This window comes from Brumicola pallidula DSM 14239 = ACAM 615 (genome assembly GCF_000428905.1).
Classification (GTDB): Bacteria; Pseudomonadota; Gammaproteobacteria; order Enterobacterales; family Alteromonadaceae; genus Glaciecola; species Glaciecola pallidula.
On record NZ_AUAV01000008.1, the window covers coordinates 16,541 to 39,699 of the forward strand.

General features: G+C 41.3%; 19 protein-coding genes. 9 read left to right on the forward strand and 10 right to left on the reverse strand.

What is annotated here, in order from left to right; genetic code table 11:
* Positions 1-16 precede the first annotated feature (16 nt).
* The 4 genes from G399_RS0101700 to G399_RS0101715 all read right to left on the reverse strand — a co-directional run bounded on the left by G399_RS0101700 (position 17) and on the right by G399_RS0101715 (position 3,772).
* Complete coding sequence (locus G399_RS0101700; protein WP_006014082.1) at positions 17-790, reverse strand: ABC transporter permease; 774 nt, start codon at positions 788-790, stop codon at positions 17-19.
* The gene (locus G399_RS0101705) at positions 790-1,518 is read right to left on the reverse strand and encodes an ATP-binding cassette domain-containing protein (protein ID WP_006014084.1); all 729 of its coding nucleotides are present in this window, start codon (positions 1,516-1,518) and stop codon (positions 790-792) included. Before G399_RS0101705 ends, G399_RS0101700 begins: the two co-directional genes overlap by 1 nt.
* Positions 1,518-2,519 carry a PQQ-dependent catabolism-associated beta-propeller protein gene (locus tag G399_RS0101710; protein WP_006014086.1) on the reverse strand — a complete coding sequence of 334 codons (1,002 nt, stop codon included), beginning with the start codon at positions 2,517-2,519 and terminating at the stop codon, positions 1,518-1,520. The genes G399_RS0101705 and G399_RS0101710 overlap by 1 nt, the downstream gene beginning before the upstream one ends.
* Before the next feature lie 74 nt (positions 2,520-2,593).
* A complete protein-coding gene (locus G399_RS0101715; protein WP_148277465.1) occupies positions 2,594-3,772 on the reverse strand; it encodes a type 1 periplasmic-binding domain-containing protein in 1,179 nt (392 codons plus the stop codon).
* Positions 3,773-3,935: 163 nt separating this feature from the next.
* On the opposite strand from G399_RS0101715, the gene pedF reads away from it, so the two are divergent.
* The 7 genes from pedF (at position 3,936) to G399_RS0101750 (ending at position 15,040) form a co-directional block, all read left to right on the forward strand.
* Positions 3,936-4,370 carry a cytochrome c-550 PedF gene (pedF, locus tag G399_RS0101720; RefSeq protein WP_006014089.1) on the forward strand — a complete coding sequence of 145 codons (435 nt, stop codon included), beginning with the start codon at positions 3,936-3,938 and terminating at the stop codon, positions 4,368-4,370.
* On the forward strand, positions 4,363-5,232 hold the full coding sequence (locus tag G399_RS0101725) for a substrate-binding periplasmic protein (protein ID WP_034895822.1): 870 nt from the start codon (positions 4,363-4,365) through the stop codon (positions 5,230-5,232). Before pedF ends, G399_RS0101725 begins: the two co-directional genes overlap by 8 nt.
* A gap of 173 nt (positions 5,233-5,405) precedes the next feature.
* Entirely contained in the window at positions 5,406-7,202 is a 1,797-nt protein-coding gene (locus G399_RS0101730; protein ID WP_006014092.1) for a PQQ-dependent methanol/ethanol family dehydrogenase, read from the forward strand.
* Positions 7,203-7,505: 303 nt separating this feature from the next.
* A complete protein-coding gene (exaC, locus tag G399_RS0101735) occupies positions 7,506-9,026 on the forward strand; it encodes an acetaldehyde dehydrogenase ExaC (RefSeq protein ID WP_006014094.1) in 1,521 nt (506 codons plus the stop codon).
* A gap of 118 nt (positions 9,027-9,144) precedes the next feature.
* Entirely contained in the window at positions 9,145-11,265 is a 2,121-nt protein-coding gene (locus G399_RS0101740) for a 4Fe-4S binding protein (protein ID WP_006014096.1), read from the forward strand.
* 96 nt (positions 11,266-11,361) lie between these two features.
* Entirely contained in the window at positions 11,362-12,501 is a 1,140-nt protein-coding gene (nosP, locus tag G399_RS0101745) for a nitric oxide-sensing protein NosP (RefSeq protein ID WP_006014098.1), read from the forward strand.
* Complete coding sequence (locus tag G399_RS0101750; RefSeq protein WP_006014099.1) at positions 12,494-15,040, forward strand: hybrid sensor histidine kinase/response regulator; 2,547 nt, start codon at positions 12,494-12,496, stop codon at positions 15,038-15,040. Before nosP ends, G399_RS0101750 begins: the two co-directional genes overlap by 8 nt.
* A gap of 38 nt (positions 15,041-15,078) precedes the next feature.
* Here G399_RS0101750 and G399_RS0101755 read toward each other — a convergent pair whose 3' ends face one another.
* From G399_RS0101755 to G399_RS0101780, 6 genes are all read right to left on the reverse strand, one after another.
* Positions 15,079-15,744, reverse strand: a complete 666-nt coding sequence (locus tag G399_RS0101755) for a response regulator transcription factor (RefSeq protein ID WP_026843357.1) — start codon at positions 15,742-15,744, stop codon at positions 15,079-15,081.
* A 190-nt stretch (positions 15,745-15,934) separates the two neighbouring features.
* Entirely contained in the window at positions 15,935-17,095 is a 1,161-nt protein-coding gene (locus G399_RS0101760; RefSeq protein WP_026843358.1) for a porin, read from the reverse strand.
* A gap of 175 nt (positions 17,096-17,270) precedes the next feature.
* Positions 17,271-18,017 carry an ABC transporter ATP-binding protein gene (locus G399_RS0101765; protein WP_006014102.1) on the reverse strand — a complete coding sequence of 249 codons (747 nt, stop codon included), beginning with the start codon at positions 18,015-18,017 and terminating at the stop codon, positions 17,271-17,273.
* Between the two features lies 1 nt (position 18,018).
* Positions 18,019-18,792: an ABC transporter permease gene (locus G399_RS0101770; RefSeq protein WP_006014103.1), complete on the reverse strand. Its 774-nt coding sequence runs from the start codon at positions 18,790-18,792 to the stop codon at positions 18,019-18,021.
* The gene (locus tag G399_RS0101775; RefSeq protein WP_006014105.1) at positions 18,774-19,757 is read right to left on the reverse strand and encodes an ABC transporter substrate-binding protein; all 984 of its coding nucleotides are present in this window, start codon (positions 19,755-19,757) and stop codon (positions 18,774-18,776) included. The genes G399_RS0101770 and G399_RS0101775 overlap by 19 nt, the downstream gene beginning before the upstream one ends.
* 161 nt (positions 19,758-19,918) lie before the next feature.
* Positions 19,919-22,252 carry a TonB-dependent receptor gene (locus G399_RS0101780; protein ID WP_006014107.1) on the reverse strand — a complete coding sequence of 778 codons (2,334 nt, stop codon included), beginning with the start codon at positions 22,250-22,252 and terminating at the stop codon, positions 19,919-19,921.
* A 193-nt stretch (positions 22,253-22,445) separates the two neighbouring features.
* Between G399_RS0101780 and G399_RS21880 the strand changes: the two genes are divergently transcribed.
* Positions 22,446-22,583, forward strand: a complete 138-nt coding sequence (locus G399_RS21880; protein WP_006014109.1) for a hypothetical protein — start codon at positions 22,446-22,448, stop codon at positions 22,581-22,583.
* Positions 22,584-22,591: 8 nt separating this feature from the next.
* The gene (locus G399_RS21150; protein WP_006014111.1) at positions 22,592-23,143 is read left to right on the forward strand and encodes a tetratricopeptide repeat protein; all 552 of its coding nucleotides are present in this window, start codon (positions 22,592-22,594) and stop codon (positions 23,141-23,143) included.
* Positions 23,144-23,159: the final 16 nt, after the last annotated feature.

The window sequence follows — 23,159 nt, forward strand, 5'->3', positions numbered from 1 at the left end:
ATTACGATATAGCCATTTATATCTTCCTTGGTTTGAAGCTAGCAACCGCAAGACTCCCACTGACAATCACGCAACTGATAATAATGATACTTGCGCTTATATTCGTTTGCCCATATAACGCAAAACGTATCATCTCAACACAGTATGTGAAGGGGTTATACTGGCAAATCCAATATAACCACAAACTCGATTCTTGCATTTTCCACAATGGATATAATGCACTTGAGAGAAAAAACATTGGGAATATGACAAAGTTCATCACTCCAGCAAAGTTTTCTAGTTGTTTTATAAAGTTAGACAACATTAAGCCCAATGCACCTAGAAAGAAGGCACTCAGAAAAATACTCGGTATCGCATAAATAAAACCCCACCATGGAATGTCAACATCAACTAAATTAGCCAGTAATAAAAAGATGACTACTTGTAATAAAGACAAACACGCGGCGGCAATGAGCTTACAAAACAATAAGAAACTGCGTGAAATGGGACTCATTAATAACACTTTCATACTGCCCATTTCACGGTCATAAACCATGGATAGGGAGGTTTGCATTGAGTTAAATAAGATAATCATGGCGCACAGTCCGGGTACGATGTATTCCTGGTACAAGATGTAACTTTCATATGGCGGCATGATTGATATACCTAGTGCGCTACGAAACCCGGCAGCAAAAACAACTAACCATAATAGGGGGCGCACCAAAGCACTAAATAAACGCGAACGTTGATGAAAAAAACGCAATATTTCACGCTTTAATATAGCCCAAAAACAAGTCATATAAATCGACATTAAACCAGTCCTTGTGGTTGAGTTAACCAGCGATACAAGTCAAATACAGAGTCTTGTTGATGCTCACTCAACAATGCTTCGCACTTACCTTGAGCAATTAATTGTCCGTGATTAAGAATGTACAAGGGATCGTCCTCTTGCACTTCATCGAGTAAATGTGTGGTCCACAAAATAGTCATCGCTTGTTGCTGAGCAAGCAGACGTATATGTTCTATAATTAGTTTGCGACTATCTACATCTAAGCCTACGGTAGCTTCATCTAGTAATAAATAGCGGGGTTGATGGATCATACATCTCGCAATTTCAACTCGTCGACGATGCCCTTCGTTTAAGTCGCGAACGGTGTCATGTAAACGTTCAATCAGGCCTAGTTGAGTTAACACCGGCGTAATTCGTTCAAGCACAACGCGGGCCTTTATTCCGTGTAAGGCGCCAAAATAGGTGAGGTTTTGGAATACAGACAAATCCAAGTCGAGGGTGGTCTGTTGAAAGACAACGCCTAGTTGTTGCATTATCTGGCGCGGCGTTTTTTGTATATCCACACCATCAAAATGAATATTGCCGCGTTGCATTGGTCGTTGTGCGGTCAACAAATTCAGAAGGGTACTTTTACCTGCACCATTTGGCCCTAATAGCACGTTAAACCCGGGTGCCAGAGTACACGACAAGTCGGCTAATGCGCGTTTATTACGATACATAAAATCAATATTATTAATAACAATACTCATTATAAATACTTCACGCTAATGCCCCATGGATAGCGACCAACCTTGACAGATTTGATCGTCTTTAGCTTGTCCGTATCAATAATACTGATGTCGCCACTGATGCCATTGGTTGTGAGCAACAGTGACTCATCTTGATTAAATGCTAACTGCCAAACTCGGCGTCCGACTAATAAGTACTCCAATACTTGCATGGTATTAGTGTCAATAACGGCCACATGATTACTTGGTCCTAATGCAACAAAGGCTAAGGGTTTGGATTTCATTAATACAATACCGACAGGTTGCACTCGGTCTTTATGGATCCCCTTTACGGCGAAGGTAATTTCATGTTTGACCGACTGGTCAGCAACGTTAAACACGGTTACTTGTCCACCGATTTCGGAGGAAACCCAAAGTTGTTGGTTATCTTGGGTAAATACTGCTGAACGAGGTCGTGCACCTACTAAGCTATTAGCATAATTAGTATTTGTGGCAGTATCTATCCAATGCACCATGTTAGTGGTTTCTGAGGTGACTACTAGTTTGCTGCCATCTGGACTGACGGCTAATCCCTCTGGCTCGACGCCTACATCAATCTGACTAATGACTTGTGCCGTGGGTATATCGATTACCGTGAGCAATGCATCGTCTTCATTTGCGGTATAAATGGTCGTCCCATTTGGGTGTAATGCAATGGTTTCTGGATCTTCACCTGAGGGTAGTTCACCCACTATTTTATCGGTCGCAACATCTAATATTTGAATACGATCTGAATCACTGGCGCAGATATAAGCCAATGATTGGTCATGATTAAAGATGAAACCGCGAGGCCGGTCTCCGACTGGAATGGTCCTTATTACCGTGAACGTATCTAACTCCACAACCGAAATAGAGTTGTCTTTTTCATTTGTGACATAAGCTAACTCGGTAGACGCGCTGAGCGTTGAAATGAAGCCAGTTGTCAGCACTATAGCAAGCAATAAACCTTTAGTACTGGGCCGAAATAATATCGAAGGTCGCATAGTTTTCCTTTTTTTATAAGCGCTTTTTATAGACGCTTTTTATAGACGCGATATGTACACATCTTTCATACATATTACTGACACACCTCACTTTTATCAAAACCCAGTGTATCGAGCTCTGATAAGGGATGCATAAATCCAACTTGCGGCGAACGTGATACCAGCCCAAGTGGATGAGTTAGTTCAATTGGCATTCTTAGTTGACCATTATAATTACGGAATGTCAGTTTTCTGCCTTTGTATGCGGCTAATTGAAATTTGTCACCGCGTAAGAAAGAACTCAATACTGAGGGATCAATTGACGTTGTTTGCTGAACGGCATACGCAATGGCGCGGATCGCAACGTAGCTGTCATAATCATGATGCTGCATGTAACGGTCATGCAGGGTCATGAAACGATGCTGTAATTGTTTGGCGCCCCATTGTTCGATGCTGGGGTGCCATGTATTGGCGACTAAACCGGCCGAACCGACAACGGGACGCGGATAATATGTATTAAAAGGTATATATTGTCCAAAACGTTGATGTGTGTCGGCTACGACAACCACATCATATGGTCGCGCCGTTTGCGTAAATAGTGGGATCTCCTGCCCTACAGTGCGGCGCAAGTCACTGTTGAATGACCATTTTTTTTCTGTACTAATGGTCAGTTTATAGCGTTTGGCAGTGCGTTTGAAGGATTCAAGCCATTCCGTGTCTTGCGGGGTGTCGCCATCAATCAAAAAGATATTATCCAGTCTTTTAACCAGTAACCACTGTCCTAAGGCATCGGTAATTTGTGCATAACTAGGTGCGGTATGAAAGACATACTCAGAACAGATTGTTTGCCGCAACACGTTACTGTGCGCACTGACATTAATGATTAAATGTGGCGCTACGAGACCGCTATTATATGCTAGTAATTCAAATAAGGTTTCAGTATCCAGATCAACCAGTAGCAAAGTGGGCGCAGGAAGAATTTCCGACCAATTAATCTTACTATTTTTTTGCTTGGCCAAATCAATGCTTAGAAAAACAAACCGCTGGTCTAGGAACTTTCCGGTCGTATTACTATCAGCAATACCCAATTCGGCTCCCGCTATGCCAGCATTTTCGGGCCTAACTAATAAATCGTTAATTGCATAACTCGGCTCTACACGGTTGGATATGTAAGTTATGGGAACAGACAATTGACTGGCCATGACATCAAATGCCAAGCACGCAGCAACGAATCCAGACAAAATATATCTCATGCGGTACCGAAAGTTAAACATCAATCCCTCTTTGTAACAAAATAAAAGCCATTTGCCTTAAAAAATATGTAATCTCATACTAAAGGAGGGGGGACGGTTAGGCTAAAGTAGCGTTCGTCGAGGCCATTAAATTTGTTAAGTTTTACACTCAGTCTACTTTTTAATGAACCGAGAATTTTTCCTTATGAAACTAATATTAACGCTGAGTACTATGGCTACCGCATTGGTCTTTTCCGCCGCTGTTCTGGCGCATGGTGCCGTAACACCGCAATCAATCGATACATCAACGTTGCCTACATTAGGCGAAGAATGGGTTGATACCAATCCTTATCGTGAGCTCGGAGGCGAGGTCAAAGTTGAAATCATTCGTGTCGGTGAGTCAGCCTACGCGCAAAATTGTGCACGTTGTCATGGCTTGCAAGCGATCAGCGGTGGTATTGCACCTGACTTGCGTGAGTTGGTGGCCGACTTTGACGGCGATGAGTGGTATATCGAACGGGTAGTAAACGGTGCCGTGCGCAATGGCGCTGTGTATATGCCGAAGATGAATGAGCACTTAAACCAAGAAGCTCTATGGGCGGTGCGCTCATATGTGGAGTCTCTTACTGCCAATGAGTAAAATAGTAGCTTGTTTATATGTGGTAATCACGGTTTTGTGCTGCAAAGTGCAAGCCAGCTCACTAGAGGATATCATTGAAGCGAAGGAAATAGTGATTGCGGTGTACAGAGATTATGCCCCCTTTTCTGCGCAAGTAGACGGCGTGGCCGTTGGAATTGATATTGATATTGCACGACACATTGCTAAAACGCTACAAGTTGAGTTACGCCTAAAATGGATTACAGCGGGTGAAACCACAGAAGATGATTTAAGAAATAGTATATGGAAAGGCCATTTTTTGGATAAAACTAAAGCTGACGTCATGATGCGTGTTCCTTATGACAAGGTTTATTCACAAAAGCGTGACGATGTTGGCTTGCTAGTGCATGAACTCGTTCACATGTTTGCACCCTATCATACTGAAACATGGAAGATTGTATTCAATAAACAGAAGATTGAGGAAGTGTCCACAATGGCTGTTTTTCAATATCATCCAGTGGGTGTTGAAGTAGATTCTATTCCACAGTTTTATCTCATTTCAGCGTTTCGTGGCAGTATGAGTAAAAACACTCACCAGTTTCCTACTATTGTTGCAGCGGTGGGAGGCATGCAAGCAGGTGAGGTAGATGCGGTTATGGGATTACGCTCACAAATCACGGCCCTGCATCACACTTTAAATCAGGTCCAGTATCAACTCGCTGAAAATGCATTTCCTTTGATAGGAAAACAAAAATGGGATATTGGGCTCGCGGTGCATAATGATTATAGAGCGCTAGCTTACGAGTTAGGCGACATAATTACCGCCATGATTAAGGATCAGACAATGGCTGATATATTTAAGACACATCACTCCACTTACGAACAGCCAGCTTATTATATGTAATAAGTCTCATCCTAATGGATGAAAGAATTCACTCGAGGGTCTGATAGGCTTGCGTTTATAAGACCTTTAGTATTATGAATAACTTAGTATCGACATACTTTGATAAGGGTATGCCACGATAACCAGTAACACGGTGCAACAAACACCGATTGTAATTTCACGAGGAAATGAAAATGTTAAAAAACGGTAAAGTGAAGGCCCTTTCATTGTCTGTGTTAGTGTCCTTGGCGTTTGCTAATACAGCACATGCTCAAGTCACTGACGAAGATATTTCGCAGGATCATCTATCAACTGATCAGGTTGTTACAAGTGGAATGGGTTTAAAAGGTCAGCGTTATAGCACGCTTGAAACGATTAACACGTCGACTGTTGAAGATATTCGACCGGTGTGGTCATTCTCACTCGGTGGTGAAAAACAACGTGGCCAAGAATCACAACCCATGATCAAAAATGGGGTTATGTTTGTTACTGGTTCTTATTCGCGCGTTTTCGCTATTGACGCTCGAACAGGTGATGAATTATGGCAGTACGACGCACGTTTGCCAGATGGCATTATGCCTTGCTGCGATGTTATTAACCGTGGTGTTGCTTTGTATGGTGATCTGGTTATCTTCGGTACGCTAGACGCTAAACTAGTCGCGTTAAATAAAGACACGGGAAAAGTGGTCTGGAAAAAGACCGTTGAAGATTATAAGGCCGGATACTCTATTTCTGCAGCACCGATTATAGTCAAAGGCAACGTTATTACCGGTATTGCAGGTGGTGAATTCGGTGTTGTCGGTAAAGTACGCGCTTACAATGCAACTAACGGCGACCTAGTGTGGGAACGTCCGACAGTTGAAGGTCATATGGGCTATTTAGTCAAAGATGGTAAGAAATTAGAAAACGGCATTTCTGGTGGTGCACCAGGCAAAACTTGGCCTGCTGACTTATGGAAAACAGGTGGTGCGGCTCCTTGGTTAGGCGGCACCTACGACGTCGATACCGATTTGTTATTCTTTGGCACGGGTAACCCTTCACCGTGGAACTCACATTTACGCCCCGGTGATAATTATTTCTCATCATCACGCTTAGCAATTAATCCAGATACAGGCGAAATTGTATGGCATTTCCAAACCACACCGAATGATGGCTGGGATTATGATGGTGTTAACGAAGTCATTTCTTTTGACTATGACGATAAAGGTAAAACAATTAAAGCGGCAGCAACAGCAGACCGTAATGGTTTCTTTTATGTCTTAAATCGCGAGAATGGCGACTTTATTCGTGGCTTTCCATTCGTAGACAAAATTACGTGGGCTAAAGGCTTAGACGTCAATGGTAAACCAATCTATGACGAAGCTCATCGTCCAGGTAACCCAATGGCATCGGCTGATGGCAATAAAGGCTCTTCAGTTATGACCGCTCCATCATTCTTAGGTGGTAAAAATTGGCAGCCGATGGCATATAGCCAAGATACAGGTTTGTTTTACGTGCCTTCGAACGAGTGGGAAATGGAAATATGGAATGAGCCAGTCGCTTATAAAAAGGGCGCTGCTTACTTAGGTGCCGGCTTCACTATACAGTCTTTAAATGAAGAGTATATCGGCGTACTACGTGCTATTGACCCGAAAACCGGCGAGACAGTATGGCGCTACAATAATTATGCGCCGCTATGGGGTGGCGTCTTAGCGACGGCAGGTAACTTAGTATTTACAGGTAATCCTGAAGGGTATTTGTTAGCTTTCAATGCTAAGACGGGTGAACAACTATATAAGTTTAACACCGGTTCGGGCATCGTCGGTTCACCTGTAACTTGGGAAATGGATGGTGAGCAATACATCTCTGTTTTATCTGGTTGGGGTGGTGCGGTTCCTCTATGGGGTGGCGAAGTCGCTAAACGCATCAAGGACTTAAACCAAGGTGGCAGTGTTTGGACATTTAAGTTACCGAAAAAATACGCAGAGGTTTCTTCGATAGCAAAGAACTAATATAGCTAAAAGCACACTAAAAACCCCAGTAAAATTATGATTTTACTGGGGTTTTTTATTTAAATGAAAGCGCTTTTTAAAGTGCACAGTCGACCAGACGCCATTTATATATTTATCAAAAGATCATACCAAAGTAGGAAGTTTTTAAATCCAACGAGTCATAGCGCTAAACTTCAAATGAGCGCAACCTTATTAATGATACTTTATTCTTTAATTGTTATTGATGCAGATTTCTATCAGCACTTATGGGCAGTTTGCATCAGCTAACAACTACCTATATTCAACGATACAACCGAGGCACTTATGATCTATGCAAATCCAGGGAGTGCAGGCTCCTTACTCACGTTTAAAGCAAAATACGCTAACTTTATCGGCGGCAAATGGGTAGAACCTGTCAAAGGTGAATATTTCACCAACACCTCACCTGTCAACGGCAGTACCATTTGTGAAATTCCACGTTCTACTGCTGAAGATATTGAGCTAGCATTAGATGCAGCACATGCAGCGCGCGATAGTTGGGGACGAACGTCGGTAACCGAGCGTTCAAACATGTTACTTAAAATCGCTGACCGTATTGAAGCAAATATTGAATTACTGGCGATAGCAGAAACGTGGGACAACGGCAAGCCAGTACGTGAAACGCTAAATGCCGATTTGCCTTTATTTGTTGACCACTTTCGTTACTTCGCGGGCAGTATCCGAGCTCAAGAGGGTACTATGTCCGACATTGATGAGCACACAGTTGCTTATCACTTCCATGAACCACTGGGTGTGGTTGGCCAAATCATTCCATGGAATTTCCCGCTATTGATGGCTGCGTGGAAATTAGCACCTGCACTAGCTGCCGGTAACTGCATCATATTAAAACCAGCTGAGCAAACGCCCGTTAGTATTTTAGTTATGCTTGAGTTAATCCAAGATATTTTACCAGCCGGTGTCCTTAACGTCGTTAATGGATTTGGTAAAGAAGCAGGTGAAGCGCTAGCCACATCAAAACGAATTGCTAAAATTGCATTTACGGGTTCGACACCTGTCGGTGAACATATTTTAAAATGTGCTGCAGAGAACCTAATTCCTTCATCAGTAGAACTTGGCGGTAAATCACCGAATATCTTCTTTGAAGACATCATGGATCAGGAAGATGCGTTTATTGATAAGTGTGCTGAGGGATTTGTTCTAGGTTTCTTTAACCAAGGTGAAGTGTGTACTTGTCCATCACGTGCTTTAATTCAAGAAAGCATCTATGACGCCTTTATGGAGCGCGTTATAGCCAAAACCAAAGCAATTGTTCGTGGTAATCCACTAGATACCGACACAATGGTTGGCGCACAAGCGTCAAGTCAACAATACGAAAAAGTACTTAGCTACATTGATATTGGTCGTAAAGAGGGCGCCAACGTTGTCATTGGTGGCGAAAAAGAGCGTATTAGTAATGAGTTAGATTCAGGCTATTATATTCAGCCAACTATTCTTCTGGGTAAAAACTCCATGCGTGTTTTCCAAGAAGAGATTTTTGGTCCGGTAATAGGGGTGACTACTTTTAAGACTGAAGAAGAAGCGTTGCAGATTGCCAATGACACTCAATTTGGTCTTGGCGCCGGTCTATGGACGCGTGATATGAATCGTTCGTATCGAATGGGCCGTAGTATTCAGGCCGGTCGAGTGTGGACCAACTGCTATCACTTATATCCAGCGCATGCTGCATTTGGCGGCTACAAGAAATCGGGAATTGGTCGTGAAAACCACAAGATGATGCTCGATCATTATCAGCAGACTAAAAACTTGTTGGTAAGCTATGATATTAACCCATTGGGTTTCTTCTAAGCATTGATATGCTGTGCAATGATGGCGGCGTGATGCCTCCATCATTGTGAATATCTGCGCATTGTCATTATATAATGCTGTAACTTTTTGACACGTTTTGGCTAAAAGGTTTATATCTATGTACATAAAAACAACATACCTCGGTTTATGTATATCGATATTAATCTTTTTTATTAGCTTCACCACAGCTGCAAAACCAGGTGACGTAACCGACATTCCACAACAAATAGTAGAAATCTTTCCAACCGCAACTCGCATTGGCCCACCCGAGATTGACGTACCTGTTTTACCTGTGTATCAACTTAATCAATTATTGGGTTATATCTTTGAGACCAATGATTTTACCAATTTCATCGGTTTTTCAGGCGACCCAATTAATATTTTAATTGGCATAGACCCCAAAGGCGTGATGGTTGGTTTATCTATACTGGAGCATAATGAACCAATCTTTATCTATGGCTTAGGAGGCGTTCCCTTACTAGAGTTTGTAGCACAGTACAAAAATCATTCAATTAAAGAGCGCTACATTATTAATAGTCGCGATCGAAGTGCGCCTAATACTACTTATTTTGATGGTGTGACAAAAGCCACTGTGTCGGTATTAGTGGTGAATGACACCATTATTACTTCTGCGTTGAAAGTAGCGCGAGCAAAACTCGATGGTTTCATTGCCCCGAGCAATATGATGCTTAAACCAGATTACTTTGCTACGTTGACGTTTGCTGAGTTAGTTGACAGACAGTTAATCAGCTCTTGGAAAATAGCCAGAGAAACCCTACTGTCAGATACCACCTTACCCAGTAAAGTGGTATCAGCAATTAAAGCGGTGGATCAAGATTCTGAACAATTTGTGGAATTGTATATCGCATTTATTAGTGTGCCGATAATTGGTAAAAATCTACTGGGTGAAGCCGAATTCGGGCGCCTACAAGAAGAACTTAAGCCCGGTGAGCATGCCATTATGGTCTTGAGCAATGGCGATTACTCTTACGTCAGTGATGAATTTATTCCACAAACAGTGCCAAGCCGATTATCGTTAACCCAAAGTGGACTGCCAACCGATATTAGGGACATCGACTTTTACAGTTATAACAAACCTAGCTTTATCACCACCATGCCTGATTATCGAGACATCCATGTATTGCGTTTAAAATCTCAATCAGGTTTTGAATTAAGTCGAGCGATGAATGTGGGACTTGGTATAAACTATAATGCGTCTTTTATTGATGTTAAGCAGTTCATATTTCCTTACAGTGTGAATTTATCAAGTGATATGTTTATCCTAAATCCTGACGCAATCGAGGTTGCTCCTACGCCGTTATGGATAAGAATATGGCAAGATAGAACGATGATTATTGGCATAACATGTTTATATTTGATTGGTTTGACGGTCTTATTTATCAAGCAAACATCGGTGGTAAAACACCCGCGATTAACGCATGCAATACGCGGTGCGTCTTTGTTGTTTGTGCTCTTTTTTATTGGCTTTTATGCACAAGGGCAATTATCCGTTGTTAATATATTTACCCTACTATTAGCCGTCTATGATGACTTTAAAATAGAAGTGTTTTTATTAGATCCCGTGCTTTTCATTTTATGGGTTTTTGTCTTTATATCGTTATTTATTTTTGGCCGTGGATTATATTGCGGCTGGTTATGTCCGTTTGGTGCCTTGCAAGAATTCGCCGGCATGCTGGCTAAAAAACTGCGTATTAAACAAGTTAAAATAAAACCGCAACATCATAAATTTGGCCAAGCCATTAAATACGTCATTTTAGTCGGTCTAGTTGGTACTTCCTTTGTGTCACTAAATTTGGCGTCGAAACTTGCTGAAATTGAACCTTTCAAAACGTCGATCACCTTACAATTTGTTAGAACGTGGCCGTTTGTTCTGTATGCCGTCTTTCTATTGTTACTCAGTATGAAAATACATAAAGTATACTGCCGTTATTTATGTCCGCTTGGCGCCGGTCTTGCGATTATTGGCCGATTCCCGATCCTAAAAATGTTACGTCGCCGCAAGGAATGTGGAAGTCCCTGTCAATTATGTAAGACCAAAAAGTGTGAGATTGATGCCATCGAGAAAACCGGCGAGATCAATTATTCTGAATGCGTACAGTGTTTAGAATGTGTCGTTACCATTGAAAATCCGACTCTTTGTGTGGTTGATAAATATAAAGGTAAAAGGAAGCGGCCCTTAGGCAAAGAGGCTAGCATTTTTGTCAGTAATGTTGAGTAGAATTGACATACTCTGATACAGTGTTTAGCTAATTATTTGGAATCGCTTGACCAACTCAAGCCAACAGAAAGCAATTTAAAATATGGACATTTATTTATGATAAGTACGAGTGCAATTAGTTCTGCAAGTGACCCTCAAATAGCATGTAGTGAGCTTAAAGCTCAATTAGATTTATCTTTGATGACCACTATTATTTTCTATTGCGCTTCGTCATTTGATTTGAGCTTATTAGCCGACGCCATTAATTCACACTTTCCTGATAATGAATGTGTTGGCTGCACAACCGCTGGCGAATTCAATGGTGCGGGCTATGAAACCGACACCATTGTTGCTGTGGGTTTTCATGATAGCTGTTTTGCTATTCAATCTACGTTAATTGAAAACCTGACTGAGTTCTCTACTTTCGACGCGCAAAAAACAATTAATTCTCTACGTGAATCTATCGCTGAAAAGGCACTGGCACACATTGATTCGAATAGCTTTATTTTTTCCTTAGTGGATGGATTATCAGCCAAAGAAGAAGTGTTTTTGACCAACTTAGATACCTTTACCAATGGTATTCCGCACTTTGGCGGCTCGGCAGGCGTTGGACTGGATGGCAATAAGACCCACGTATTTTATGATGGTAAATTTCGAACATCGGCAGCGATTGTGATGTTTATCAATACCAAACAAAAGTTTTCTATATTTTCGGTCAACCATGTTGATCAATGTAGAAGTAAGTTAGTGGTCACTGATGCTGATGCGAGAACACGCCAAGTGTTTGAAATTAATGGTGAACCGGCCGCTTCGGTATATGCAGAATTGATGGGCCTCAGCGTAGATGAATTGGATGCCGAAGTATTTTCACTGCATCCACTGGCAGTCAAAATAGGCAGGGATTATTACATTCGCTCGATTCAACGAGTTAACAAAGCCTTTTACAGCTTATCTTTTTATTGTGCAGTCGATAAAGGTATTGTCTTAAATGAAGTATCCTTAGTTGACATTAATATGCCACTGCTCAAGAAATTACAATCAATACGTAATAGTCTCGGTTCGCCGCATATGGTGATGGGCTGTGATTGTTTCTTGCGTCGTATAGCGTCCGTTAGTAAAGGTGTAATCGACAAAACCCACGCTATTCAATCCGAGTTTAACCTGGTGGGTTTTAACGCGTACGGCGAACATATAAATGGACTGCATTTAAATCAAACCTTTACCGGTGTGTACATTAGTGAAGAAGCCTATGAATAATGACGCCTTAAATAGGTTTTCATCCAAGGATGAAGAGATTGACTATTTAAAAAATGAAAATAAAAAACTAACGAAAATTAATGACGCATTAATTTTCAGAGTCGAGGAAGGGGCCACTAACGACGTACCCTATTCATCCTTTGAAAGGTCGGTGAATCTGACGGTTCAAGTCAATCAAAAAACGCAAGAGCTTAATGATGCGCTATCAAAATTACAGCGACTCAATAAGAGCTTATCGCAAGCGAATAAAGCCGCTAATATTTTTAAACAACGATTTGTCGAAGCAATCGAAAGTATCACCGATGGCTTCGTGTTACTTGACCAAGACGGCAATATCATTTTTCAAAATTCTAATTTTGAACGCTTCTGGAAAAATTCAGAACTCAGTCCAATAGAAGGATCTAATTACAATAGACTAAAATCGTTAGGTAAATTAAAAGGCACTATTTTAAGTATCACGGCTGACGATGATCAACAAAGTTCGGTTTACCATCTAAATAACGATCGTTGGTATCAGCTTAAAGAGCGCAAGACCCAAGAAGGCGGTGTGGTCATATTATTTACTGATATTACTCACATTAAAAAAGCTGAATCGCAACGTTTTGAAATCGCTATTGCTGAGAAAAATGCCTTATTGCAAAGTCTGATTGATAATCTATCCCAAGGCGTATTATTAATTAATGAAGATGACAGTCCGGAAGTCTGGAATCTTCAGTTTGAACGTTTTTGTCAACTAAGCACGAAGACCATCCAAGAAGTCAGTCAATTGCAGGATTTTACGGCTATTACGGAGCTATCCTTGTTAACTAATTCTAACAAGTACGTGCACATTCAAGAGTTACCAAATGGCACTGTGATTGACGTGAGGCGGCACTTTTTAGCGGATGGAAAAAGTATTATTACATTGGCAGATATTACCGAACAACATCAATATGAATTGTCTTTAAAAGAAAGTGAAATCTGGTTACGCACGATTACTGATAATGTTCCTGCAATGATTGCTTATGTAAATAATAAAAAACGATTTGTGTTTACTAACAAAGTGTATAACAAATGGTATGGGCAAGATGGCTCTGAACTTATCGGCAAGGCGTTGGAGGAAACCCATTTATTCGATGATTATAAACAGCTAGATGTGTTTATAAGTCGTGTGTTATCTGGCGAAACGGTGACATTTGAGAGTCGTGAATTTAATCACGATGGAGTCGAAAGTTACTTGCTTAAATCATATGTTCCCAATATCTCTGAGCAAGGTGAAGTGGTCGGTTTTTTTGTGTTGATTAACAATATTACAGAGCGAATTCTTGCTGCTCATGCCCTGCAGGGCGCAAACTTAGAACTTGAGGAGCGAGTACTGTTGCGCACTTTGGATTTGAAGCAAGAGGTCGAAAGTCGCAAAACCGCCCAGCTTAGGCTATCTGACGCCATTCGTTCTGCTGAGTTAGCGAATGAGTCTAAATCCAAATTCTTAGCGGCAGTTAGTCATGATCTATTGCAACCTTTGAATGCAGCAAAACTATTTGCTGAGTCGCTGTTTCATGACTTTGGACTGACTGAAAGGCCGATACTCAATTCAATTAAAAATTCATTAAATGATCTGGAAAACCTGATCGTTACCTTAGTTGATATATCCAAACTTGACGCTGGTTTAGTCAATCCGGATAAACAAATATTTGCCTTGAATTCTTTGTTAGAAAATATATCGGGGGACTATCAAAAAATATCTATACTACACCTCATAGATTTCAGTTTTGTGCCGACCTCTGTTTACGTTGAGTCAGATAGCCTGTTATTGGCCAGAATTTTACGTAATTACCTATCCAACGCTATCAGGTATGCTAAAGGTAAAAAAGTAACCTTAGGTTGTCGGCGTCGAGGAGATAACATTGAAATTCAAGTTTGGGATACAGGGGATGGTATTGCGCAAGAGAATTTACACGAAATATTCAAAGAGTTTAAGCGTTTAAAAGGCGCTGTGCATGCACAGCATAGTTTGGGCTTGGGTCTTGCGATTGTTGAGAAAATGGCAAAAGTGCTCGATCACGGCATCAGTGTTAAATCGGAATTGGGTAAAGGGTCTTGTTTTTCTATCTTACTACCAATAAAGAAAGTAGACCTTTCAATGGTGTCAAATAGAGACCAAAGCGCCATACTGAGCAGTCAGATATTAGGTGCTAAGGTATGGATGGTAGATAATGATCTGGCTATATGTGATGCCATGCGCCTATTGATGACTCGTTGGGGTTGTGAGGTGATCACCGCTGGGTCATACGATGAATTAAGCGAGTTAGCTGACCTCCGACATGATGATTGTGATTTGTTACTGGTTGACTATCATTTGGATAATGATCAAACCGGCATAATGGTGGCACAACAAATCAATAAAAACAGGCTTGTAGCGATCCCCACTATTATGATTTCAGCAAACTATAAACAAGAATTAAGAGAGCAATGTAAAGAAAACAACATCTTCTTATTAAATAAACCGGTTAAACCACTCAAACTAAGAATGATTATGCAGCAATGCATTCGTGATTAGCAATGTCATTAACAGGGACCCGCTTTGTTAGTATTTACTTAGCGTTTGAGATAGGTATCAAAATCAATATTTGCACTGCCTATGACTACTTTCACCCGATTTGAGACACCGAGTTTCTTTAAGATTGATGACACATGTGACTTCACTGTCGTTTCTGAAATATTCATTTCATAAGCAATGTGTTTATTAGCTTCACCTTGATTGAGGTATTTGAGTACTATCAATTCTTTGCGAGTGAGTAACTGCATTTTTTCAGGTGAGATTTCAAAGCTTTTATTGGATTTGCTACTTGGTGCCGAATTAGGCGCGCGGATCAAATCGGATGGCAAACAAACATTACCGTTAAAAATAGATTCGAGAGAATCAGCAATGGTATCTATACTGGAAGACTTCGAAATAAATCCCACAGCACCATATGAAATGGTTTGTAATATTTGTTGTTTCTCACTTTCCGCAGAAACTATAACGACTGGTATGGTGGGGTATTCGTTGCGTAATTCTAATAAACCACTCAAGCCAGCAGTGCATGGCATATTGAGGTCCAATAAAACCAAATCAAAGTCCATGTTTTCTTTGATAATACGATGAGATGCCTCTAGCGAATCTGCTTCTAAACAAACCGAACCAGCAAATCGATCACATATAATCCCCGAGATGGCCTGCCTAAAAATAGGATGGTCATCCACTATTAGCATCTTGTACATAACATCCGATTTACAATTTTTTAACTATCGTGATAGTAACATGATTTATCTTAACTGCTAACAAACTAAGACTGAAGTTGCATAAAATTATTTGTGTTAATTTACAAAACGGGGTGTTTATTCCTAACACCCACAGCAGATGATTAATAATGTCTCAACACGCTGATGTGTTGAGAGATAAGAGTGGCGTTTAAAAGGTCACAACTGTACCAATCGAGAAAGTCTTATTATCTTCTGCCAAACTAGTTATCGAGTTTTCAGACTCGGTATTGTTAAATTCGGCAACCATGATAATACCAGGGCGAACCGTTCTAAAATATCCCAATGCAACGTTTTTGTGGGTAGTGATACCCGCTGCCATATTGGCAGTATCTTGGTTTTCGGTTTCACCTGATGAAATCACAAAACGATTATCACCTGTGGTGTAAGATACTTGTAATAAAGAACCGTCGGACTCATTCGACTCAGCGCCAACGATATTGTCTAAGCCAGCAACGTATCCGACACCTTCCGAAGAATAACCAGATGCGGTCAACGATAAACCAGAGAATTTGACGTTTAATCCATATCCTAATCCAGATTGGTCTTGCTCAATGCCCTGTACTTCACTCGTTTGCGATAAGCCATTCAGCCAACCTTTGACCCCCACATTATTAAGTTCGGTAGTATACGAAGCTTCAAATTCGACACGTGGTGTGTCTTCTGATGAATCTGCAGCGGATTTACTTGGGTCCATTACACCAACGGCCACATTAAAACCGTTCATATCATTGGTTCGATAAGTGATCTGTGCTTTGGGCATCGGATACGAATAACCTGTGGAGATGTTACCAAATGAGACGTTGCCGCCATCGACTAATCCAAACGTGTCCGACGTTTGCCCATAACCTAAGAGTAATTCATCACCTAAAATATTGGTGCGGTTAAATAAACCAAAGTCTTTACCTAAGGTCACTGAACCCCAATCTCCGGACAATTTTGCATAAAATTGACGTACATCTATTAATGAGTTCGTGCCCAAGGCTGTTGCACCGCGACTGAGATCAGTATCGTTAATACTTACCCAAAATGAAGACCGTACTTCAATTTTCAAATCATCTAGTTGCTTACCGTAGTTAAAGCCAATGTTGTTAGGCAAAAATCCCATTTTAATTCGAGATTGATCACGGTCCGATACGGCACCGCTTATGTCGGTTGCTTCAATACTACTGTTGACATAAAAGATGTTAATTAAGCCGTCTGCAGAGAAGGTAGTGCCATCCTTATTATAAATTTCAACCGCGGCATTGGCGTGCCAAGAAGCTGCTAATACGGCCGTGGCAATAAGACTTTTTGTTAAAGTAGGTTTCATAATAGTGTCCATAATAGTGTCCATAATAGTGTCCGAATGTGTGTTTGTTATATTTTGAACAAAGATTACGATTAATAAACACGCTTATGAATTCCACATATTGCTGATTTATAGAGTTAATTAGACATATCCTAAATGAGTAGCTCTTAGGGATGAATAAAATACAACGGAAGTACTAACTCGTTGCCAGCGTCCCTTCCAAAATTTTAGGATATTGGCTGAATAATGCAGACTTAAGTGCTTGTTGGTGAGGCGATTCGTAGTCACCTGAGTGCTGTTGAGCTGACCGGTTCAATACTAACTCATGAATAATTGTCGACGGGCTGTTAGATAAAAACACAATACGATCCGCCATATAAAGCGCTTCATTGACATCATGAGTAACGAATACGATGGTTGTTTGATGTTGCTTAGCCATGTTAAGCAGCAGTGCTCGGCATTTCATTGCGGTTGGTGAATCAAGCGACACGAAGGGTTCATCCAAGAGTAATAATTGTGGCTGGATCACAAAAGCACGGGCGATACTGGCGCGCCGCAACATGCCACCAGATAATGCATTAGGATAATGCTGTGTGTATGCCAATAAGCCAACTTCTTTGAGCACCTGTTTGACTAATTGCGGATTTGGTTGTGGCAATACTAATTCAATGTTTTGTTGTAAAGTTAGCCATGGCATCAGACGAGGCTCTTGAAAAATATATCCTAAGCGAATGTCGGCTTGGCTAAACTTAACGGTGGCATTTGGGCTATTTAATAAGCCCGCAATGGTGTTAAGTAATGTCGTTTTACCGCAGCCTGACGGACCCACAATGCAGATAAATTCGGTTTCTTTGATTGCAAGGTCAATGTGATCAATTATGGTTTGAGAGCCGTTATCTTCGGAGTAAGACAATTGATTAATTGTAAGGTCTACTGAACTCATGTTATCGCCCGCGTTGGATACGTAAATCAAAGGGTTTAAAACACACCAATTCAATTACAAATACGACGGCAATAAATACCATCGTGTAAGCAAGAATGCCTGCAATATCGAAGAATTGAAACATACTGTATAAGGCGAAGCCTACGCCATCACTACGTCCTAAAAGTTCCACAACCAAAACGATCTTCCAGATCAGAGATAAGCCATTGCGCGCAGCTGCTAAGAAAAAGGGATACAACTGAGGTAGATATACAGCGCGCATAAAACGATACCAAGATAGTTGGTAGACTTTAGCAACTTGGGCTAGTTTTGTATCAGTAGTTCGTGCACCTTCACGCAACATGACAGCGACGGTGGGCACCTTGTTAATCACCACGGCCAAAATTGCTGCGGCCTCTACCAAACCAATCCAAATATAGGATAAAATAATGACAACTAGAGCCGGTATATTCAACAAAATAATCAACAAACTTTCACTAATATTGTTAAACCAAGCTTTCGAACCCATCGCAATGCCAAAAATACTGCCTATCAGCATGGCCAGTATAAAGCTTATCAACACACGGGCGAGGGTAATCAACACGTTATTAATCAAATCACCTTCATGTGTATGATAATAAAGAGCTTGTAAGGTCTGCGTCAGTGATGGTAAGTCAGGCACGTCCAATAACATGGCGAACCCTTGCCACACAGCCATCAGTAACGCAAATACACCTAGTTTGATATACACAGGTGCAATGGGCATTGTATGCGGATTTACGGCTTCGTTTGCCATACTTTCTCAGCTTCAGACCAATAGATATTAGGTTCAAATACATCTACCTGCCCCATCAATGCGTGTCCGCCGATGTCAGCGAAAATATCAAATAAGGCTTTAGTTGCAGCAATTTCATCAGCACCGAATTGGCTTAAGAGGGTTTGTGGATATTGCTCTTTTAATATCATAAATACCTGCTCACTTTCAGCTTTGGTTAAGCCTCGAATACGCTCCCATTCGCCAGCGTCAGTTACCAGTCGTTGTTTAGCTGCCATAGATGCGTGCATAAAACTTTTGACTAAATCAGGTTCCCGCGCGGCCCAATCTTGTGCAAATACCCAACCCAATAAAGGCACATCACTACTGATGTTGAGCTCAGTTAGCATCGTCATAACGGACAAAGCTAAGCGGTAACCCGCTGCTTCGAGACGCGCATTATAATGCCAAAAATTAATAATGGCGTCTAACTCATCGGCCAGCATAAAACGATTTAATAATGGAGGCGCGCCAAATTTGGGACTTAGGTGGGCGCTTAAATCCATTTTATTATGTTTTGCATACGCCTGCAGCAATAACCAATTTTTATCTACTGCGCCGCCTGCGACACCTATTGATTGATTCGTATTTCGAAGTAATTGCGCAATGCTTTTATCAGCCCGGGTATATACGCCTCCGGACGCTTTTGTTGTAGGCATCAATACATAGGCTTTACCTTGCGAACGCTGGCGACTGACCCAAAATAAGTCGCTCAATATAATGTCCACTGCACCGCTTTGCAGAGCAACGGCTGAGGCATTTTTACTGGCAAAATTATGAACTTCGAGACTAAATCCATTAGCGCTATCCAATCCATGATGCACAATCGTATCCATTTCCCAGTTAATAGTACCAAACTGCAACACCCCCACTTTCAACACAGGCAATTCGTCAGCAGTATCTGCATTTACAGGCAAAGCAAATATGGCGAGCGTTATTAAAAACACGCAGTACCTACTATAAACCTGAAGTAGTTGTCGCTTAATTAAATAAATATTATGTTTCATGCTAGGTGTCTCCACGCTGGCTTGTCATTAAAAATAGATGGTGACAAGCAATCTAAGGCTGTGGCTTGTCCACCAGAGAGTTGTTATCAGTAGCTCACTCTTTAGGGTGACGAGTTAAATTTATATTGGACATTGATTGAGACTGTTCTGGGGTGTCCAACACCAATGAAATAGGGTGAATCAATAGTCGGATAGATATCTTCCAGTACTTCATCAGCTTCGCCATAAGTGCCAAAGGTGTCATAGTCACTATCGAATAAATTATCCACACGCAAAGCAAAGGTTACCCGGTCATTAACAATATATTCTGAAAATATATTGACTAAGCTGTATGCGCCAATTTGTTTGTTTTCGTTCGCCTCATCACCACGATAGTATTGTTTACTGGCATATATAAATTGTGCACCCATGTTCAGACTATCTGAGTGGTGATAAACACCGCGTAATTTTACTTGGTGCTGAGGTTGACCTGGGATTGTGTCACCGGCGGATACTTGACGATTTGGACCCAGTGGATTCATAGGACTAAACGACGTGAAACCGGATTCAAAGGTCGCATCGAGATAATTGTAGGACGCACTTGTTGACCATTGATCAAATTGACGACTGACCGATAATTCAACACCGAGTCGTTGAGTTTTGTCGATATTGATAAAATAACCACGAGAAGAAGTCGTGCCTGCTTGTTGAAATATAATGTCGTCTTCACTTTGTGAATGAAACACAGTGGCATTGTAAGATAGTGTATCGAGTGAACCCACAAAACTAGCTTCCAAGGTACGCGTAACCACCTTGTTAAGCGGTGGGTCTGCTACAAATCCATTCGGTAAACGACATGGGTCGTCCTCATCGGCGCAACTTAACTCAGCGGGGCTAGGAACTCGAGTCGCTTGAGCATAGGATAGATTAAAGCTCGATACATCAGAAATGGCATACGTTAAACCGATGGCTGGATTAAAACTAGTAAAGCGATGATCGCCATTTAATGAACCTTCCCCTTGGTCAATCAAATCCCTCATTAGGATATGATCCCGATTATAGCGTGCCGCTATATTCAAGGTCATCGCGCTACTAAGTTCCGTCACATTGGACACATACGCAAACGTTGCAGTTGTATCAACATCTAAACGCACCCGAGCCTCATCATCTAATAAACCGGTTAATGGGATCACTACGCGAGAGTCGTCTGCTGTATCATTAGCCAAAATCCCAAAGGCACTATCGGCTTGATAATTAATACCAGCAAGAATAGCACCCACACCATAAATAGTTTGTGATGGCCGTGCCCCGAGCTTAAATTGCTGACTTAATTGCGTTGTCATTCCCCTACTCTCAGTGCGCGCACGACCAGTATTGTAAGTGCCATCAACCTCATCGGCATCAATGTCACTAATTTGGCTAAAGGCCAAGCCCTCATATCCTACAAAATTAACAGCTTGCGGCTCGTTATCATCCTCTAAATCACATAAAGTAACCAGACCTTGCGTAAGTTCACAAGCACCATAATCACTGTCATCGCCGTTAATTGATTGGGTTTCATTATCTCGATAAAATGCATTAACGATCAGATCAAGAGAGTCATTTAAGGAGGTATTTATATTAAGCGTAATAAAATTTAATTCATTATTAGTTTGGTCCGGATGGGTATACACAGCAGAGCGAGGCTCAAATTCTAGCAGCGCTTCTGGAATAGCCCCATTACCTAGCAACTCATTGTCAACATGCAGCCACGTCAGATCAATCTGTGAATCGCTAGTGTGGTGCGATAGGGTAGAGAAAAATTGATTAACTTCACTGGGGGAAAAATCACGCCATCCATCTTCTTGGTATTGATTTGCCAATATATAGAGCCCCCAATTACCTTGGTTCATGCCGCTTTGTAATGACCATTCTTTGCGGCCATATTGACCTACTGAGATGTCAATTGCCGTCTCTTCATAGCTGAACCCATTTTTAGTATTCAACACTATCGCTCCGCCTAAGGTATTTTGACCAAAGACAGGGTTTGAAGTCGAAAATAATAAAACATTATCTAATGCTTCTAACGGTAATAGATCCCAATTAACCGTGTCACCAAAGGGTTCGTTAACACGGGTCCCGTTTAAGTAGATAGATAGACCTTGCGGTAATCCCAATAAAGGAGAGGCGGTAAAACCACGGTACTGAACATCGGGTTGAAACGGATTGTTCTGTACGTCATTAATGTTCACACTAACCAATTGGTTACGCATGATTTCAGCCAATGAACGCGACGGTAAGCGATGCAGTTGGTCGGACGTCAGTATCTGAGTTTGCCCAATTATGGACTGCGTATCTGACAACTTACTCAGCGGGCTGCTGCCAGTAATCACGATTGTTTCCAGTGTATTTTGATCTGTATTTGCGTTCGCAAAAGATGTAATAACCAGTAAGCCTATTAAACATGGTTTTATCATATTTCTATCCCTGTTAACTATGCTTTTAAGATAAAGAAACTGGCTTAAAATTACAATAAAATATGCATAATGAGCATTTAATAAATAGTAATAAAACAAGTAATAACAGTTGGTTAGATGGAGAAGACCAATAGGACTACTACTAAGGTATGAATTATTTATAACTAATGATGAAACAGTAAACGAGTACTATATGGACAGTGAGCAACCATGCTTTTATCGCCGATTAAATACCATGGCGAAAGTAATGGCCTGCAGGGCAGTTCCATTTAATAATAATGGTCATCCGTATCGCGAATATAAAGTGGGTAAGCAGTTAATTTTACAATAGGAGTTTTTATGAGTTACATCCAAAACAGTTTTTGTTCGCTAGTGATTATATTCTGCTTTTGTGTTTCAGGTAGCGTGCATGCAGAGAACACCGGGGTTGGCGCTTTAAAAGCTTACGCTGTGTTCAAAATGGGCGATTATGAAAAAGCCTATGAACTTTGGAAAGAACTTGCTGATGAAGGCAATACAACCGCGATGAACAACATTGGCAATTTGTATGAAAACGGACTTGGTTTTCCTCGTGATATGCAAATAGCGGTTCAATGGTATCGCCTCAGCGCCGAGGCTGGAGATCGCTTAGGACAGCTTCATTTGGGAACCGCCTACGAACAAGGCGCGGGGGTTCCTCGCGACAACCAACAAGCGGCTGATTGGTTTCGTAAATCTGCCGAACAAGGGGATCCGGATGCACAATTCAATCTCGGCGTAATGCTCATAACCAACTACGGAACCGAACTACCACCATCAGCTAAAATGCTTGAAGACGCGCGTCAATGGTTAGAAAAAGCGCGCTTACAAAATCACCCAGAAGCGAGAATATTTTTGCAAATGTTGCCGTGAAATTGATAGATACTAA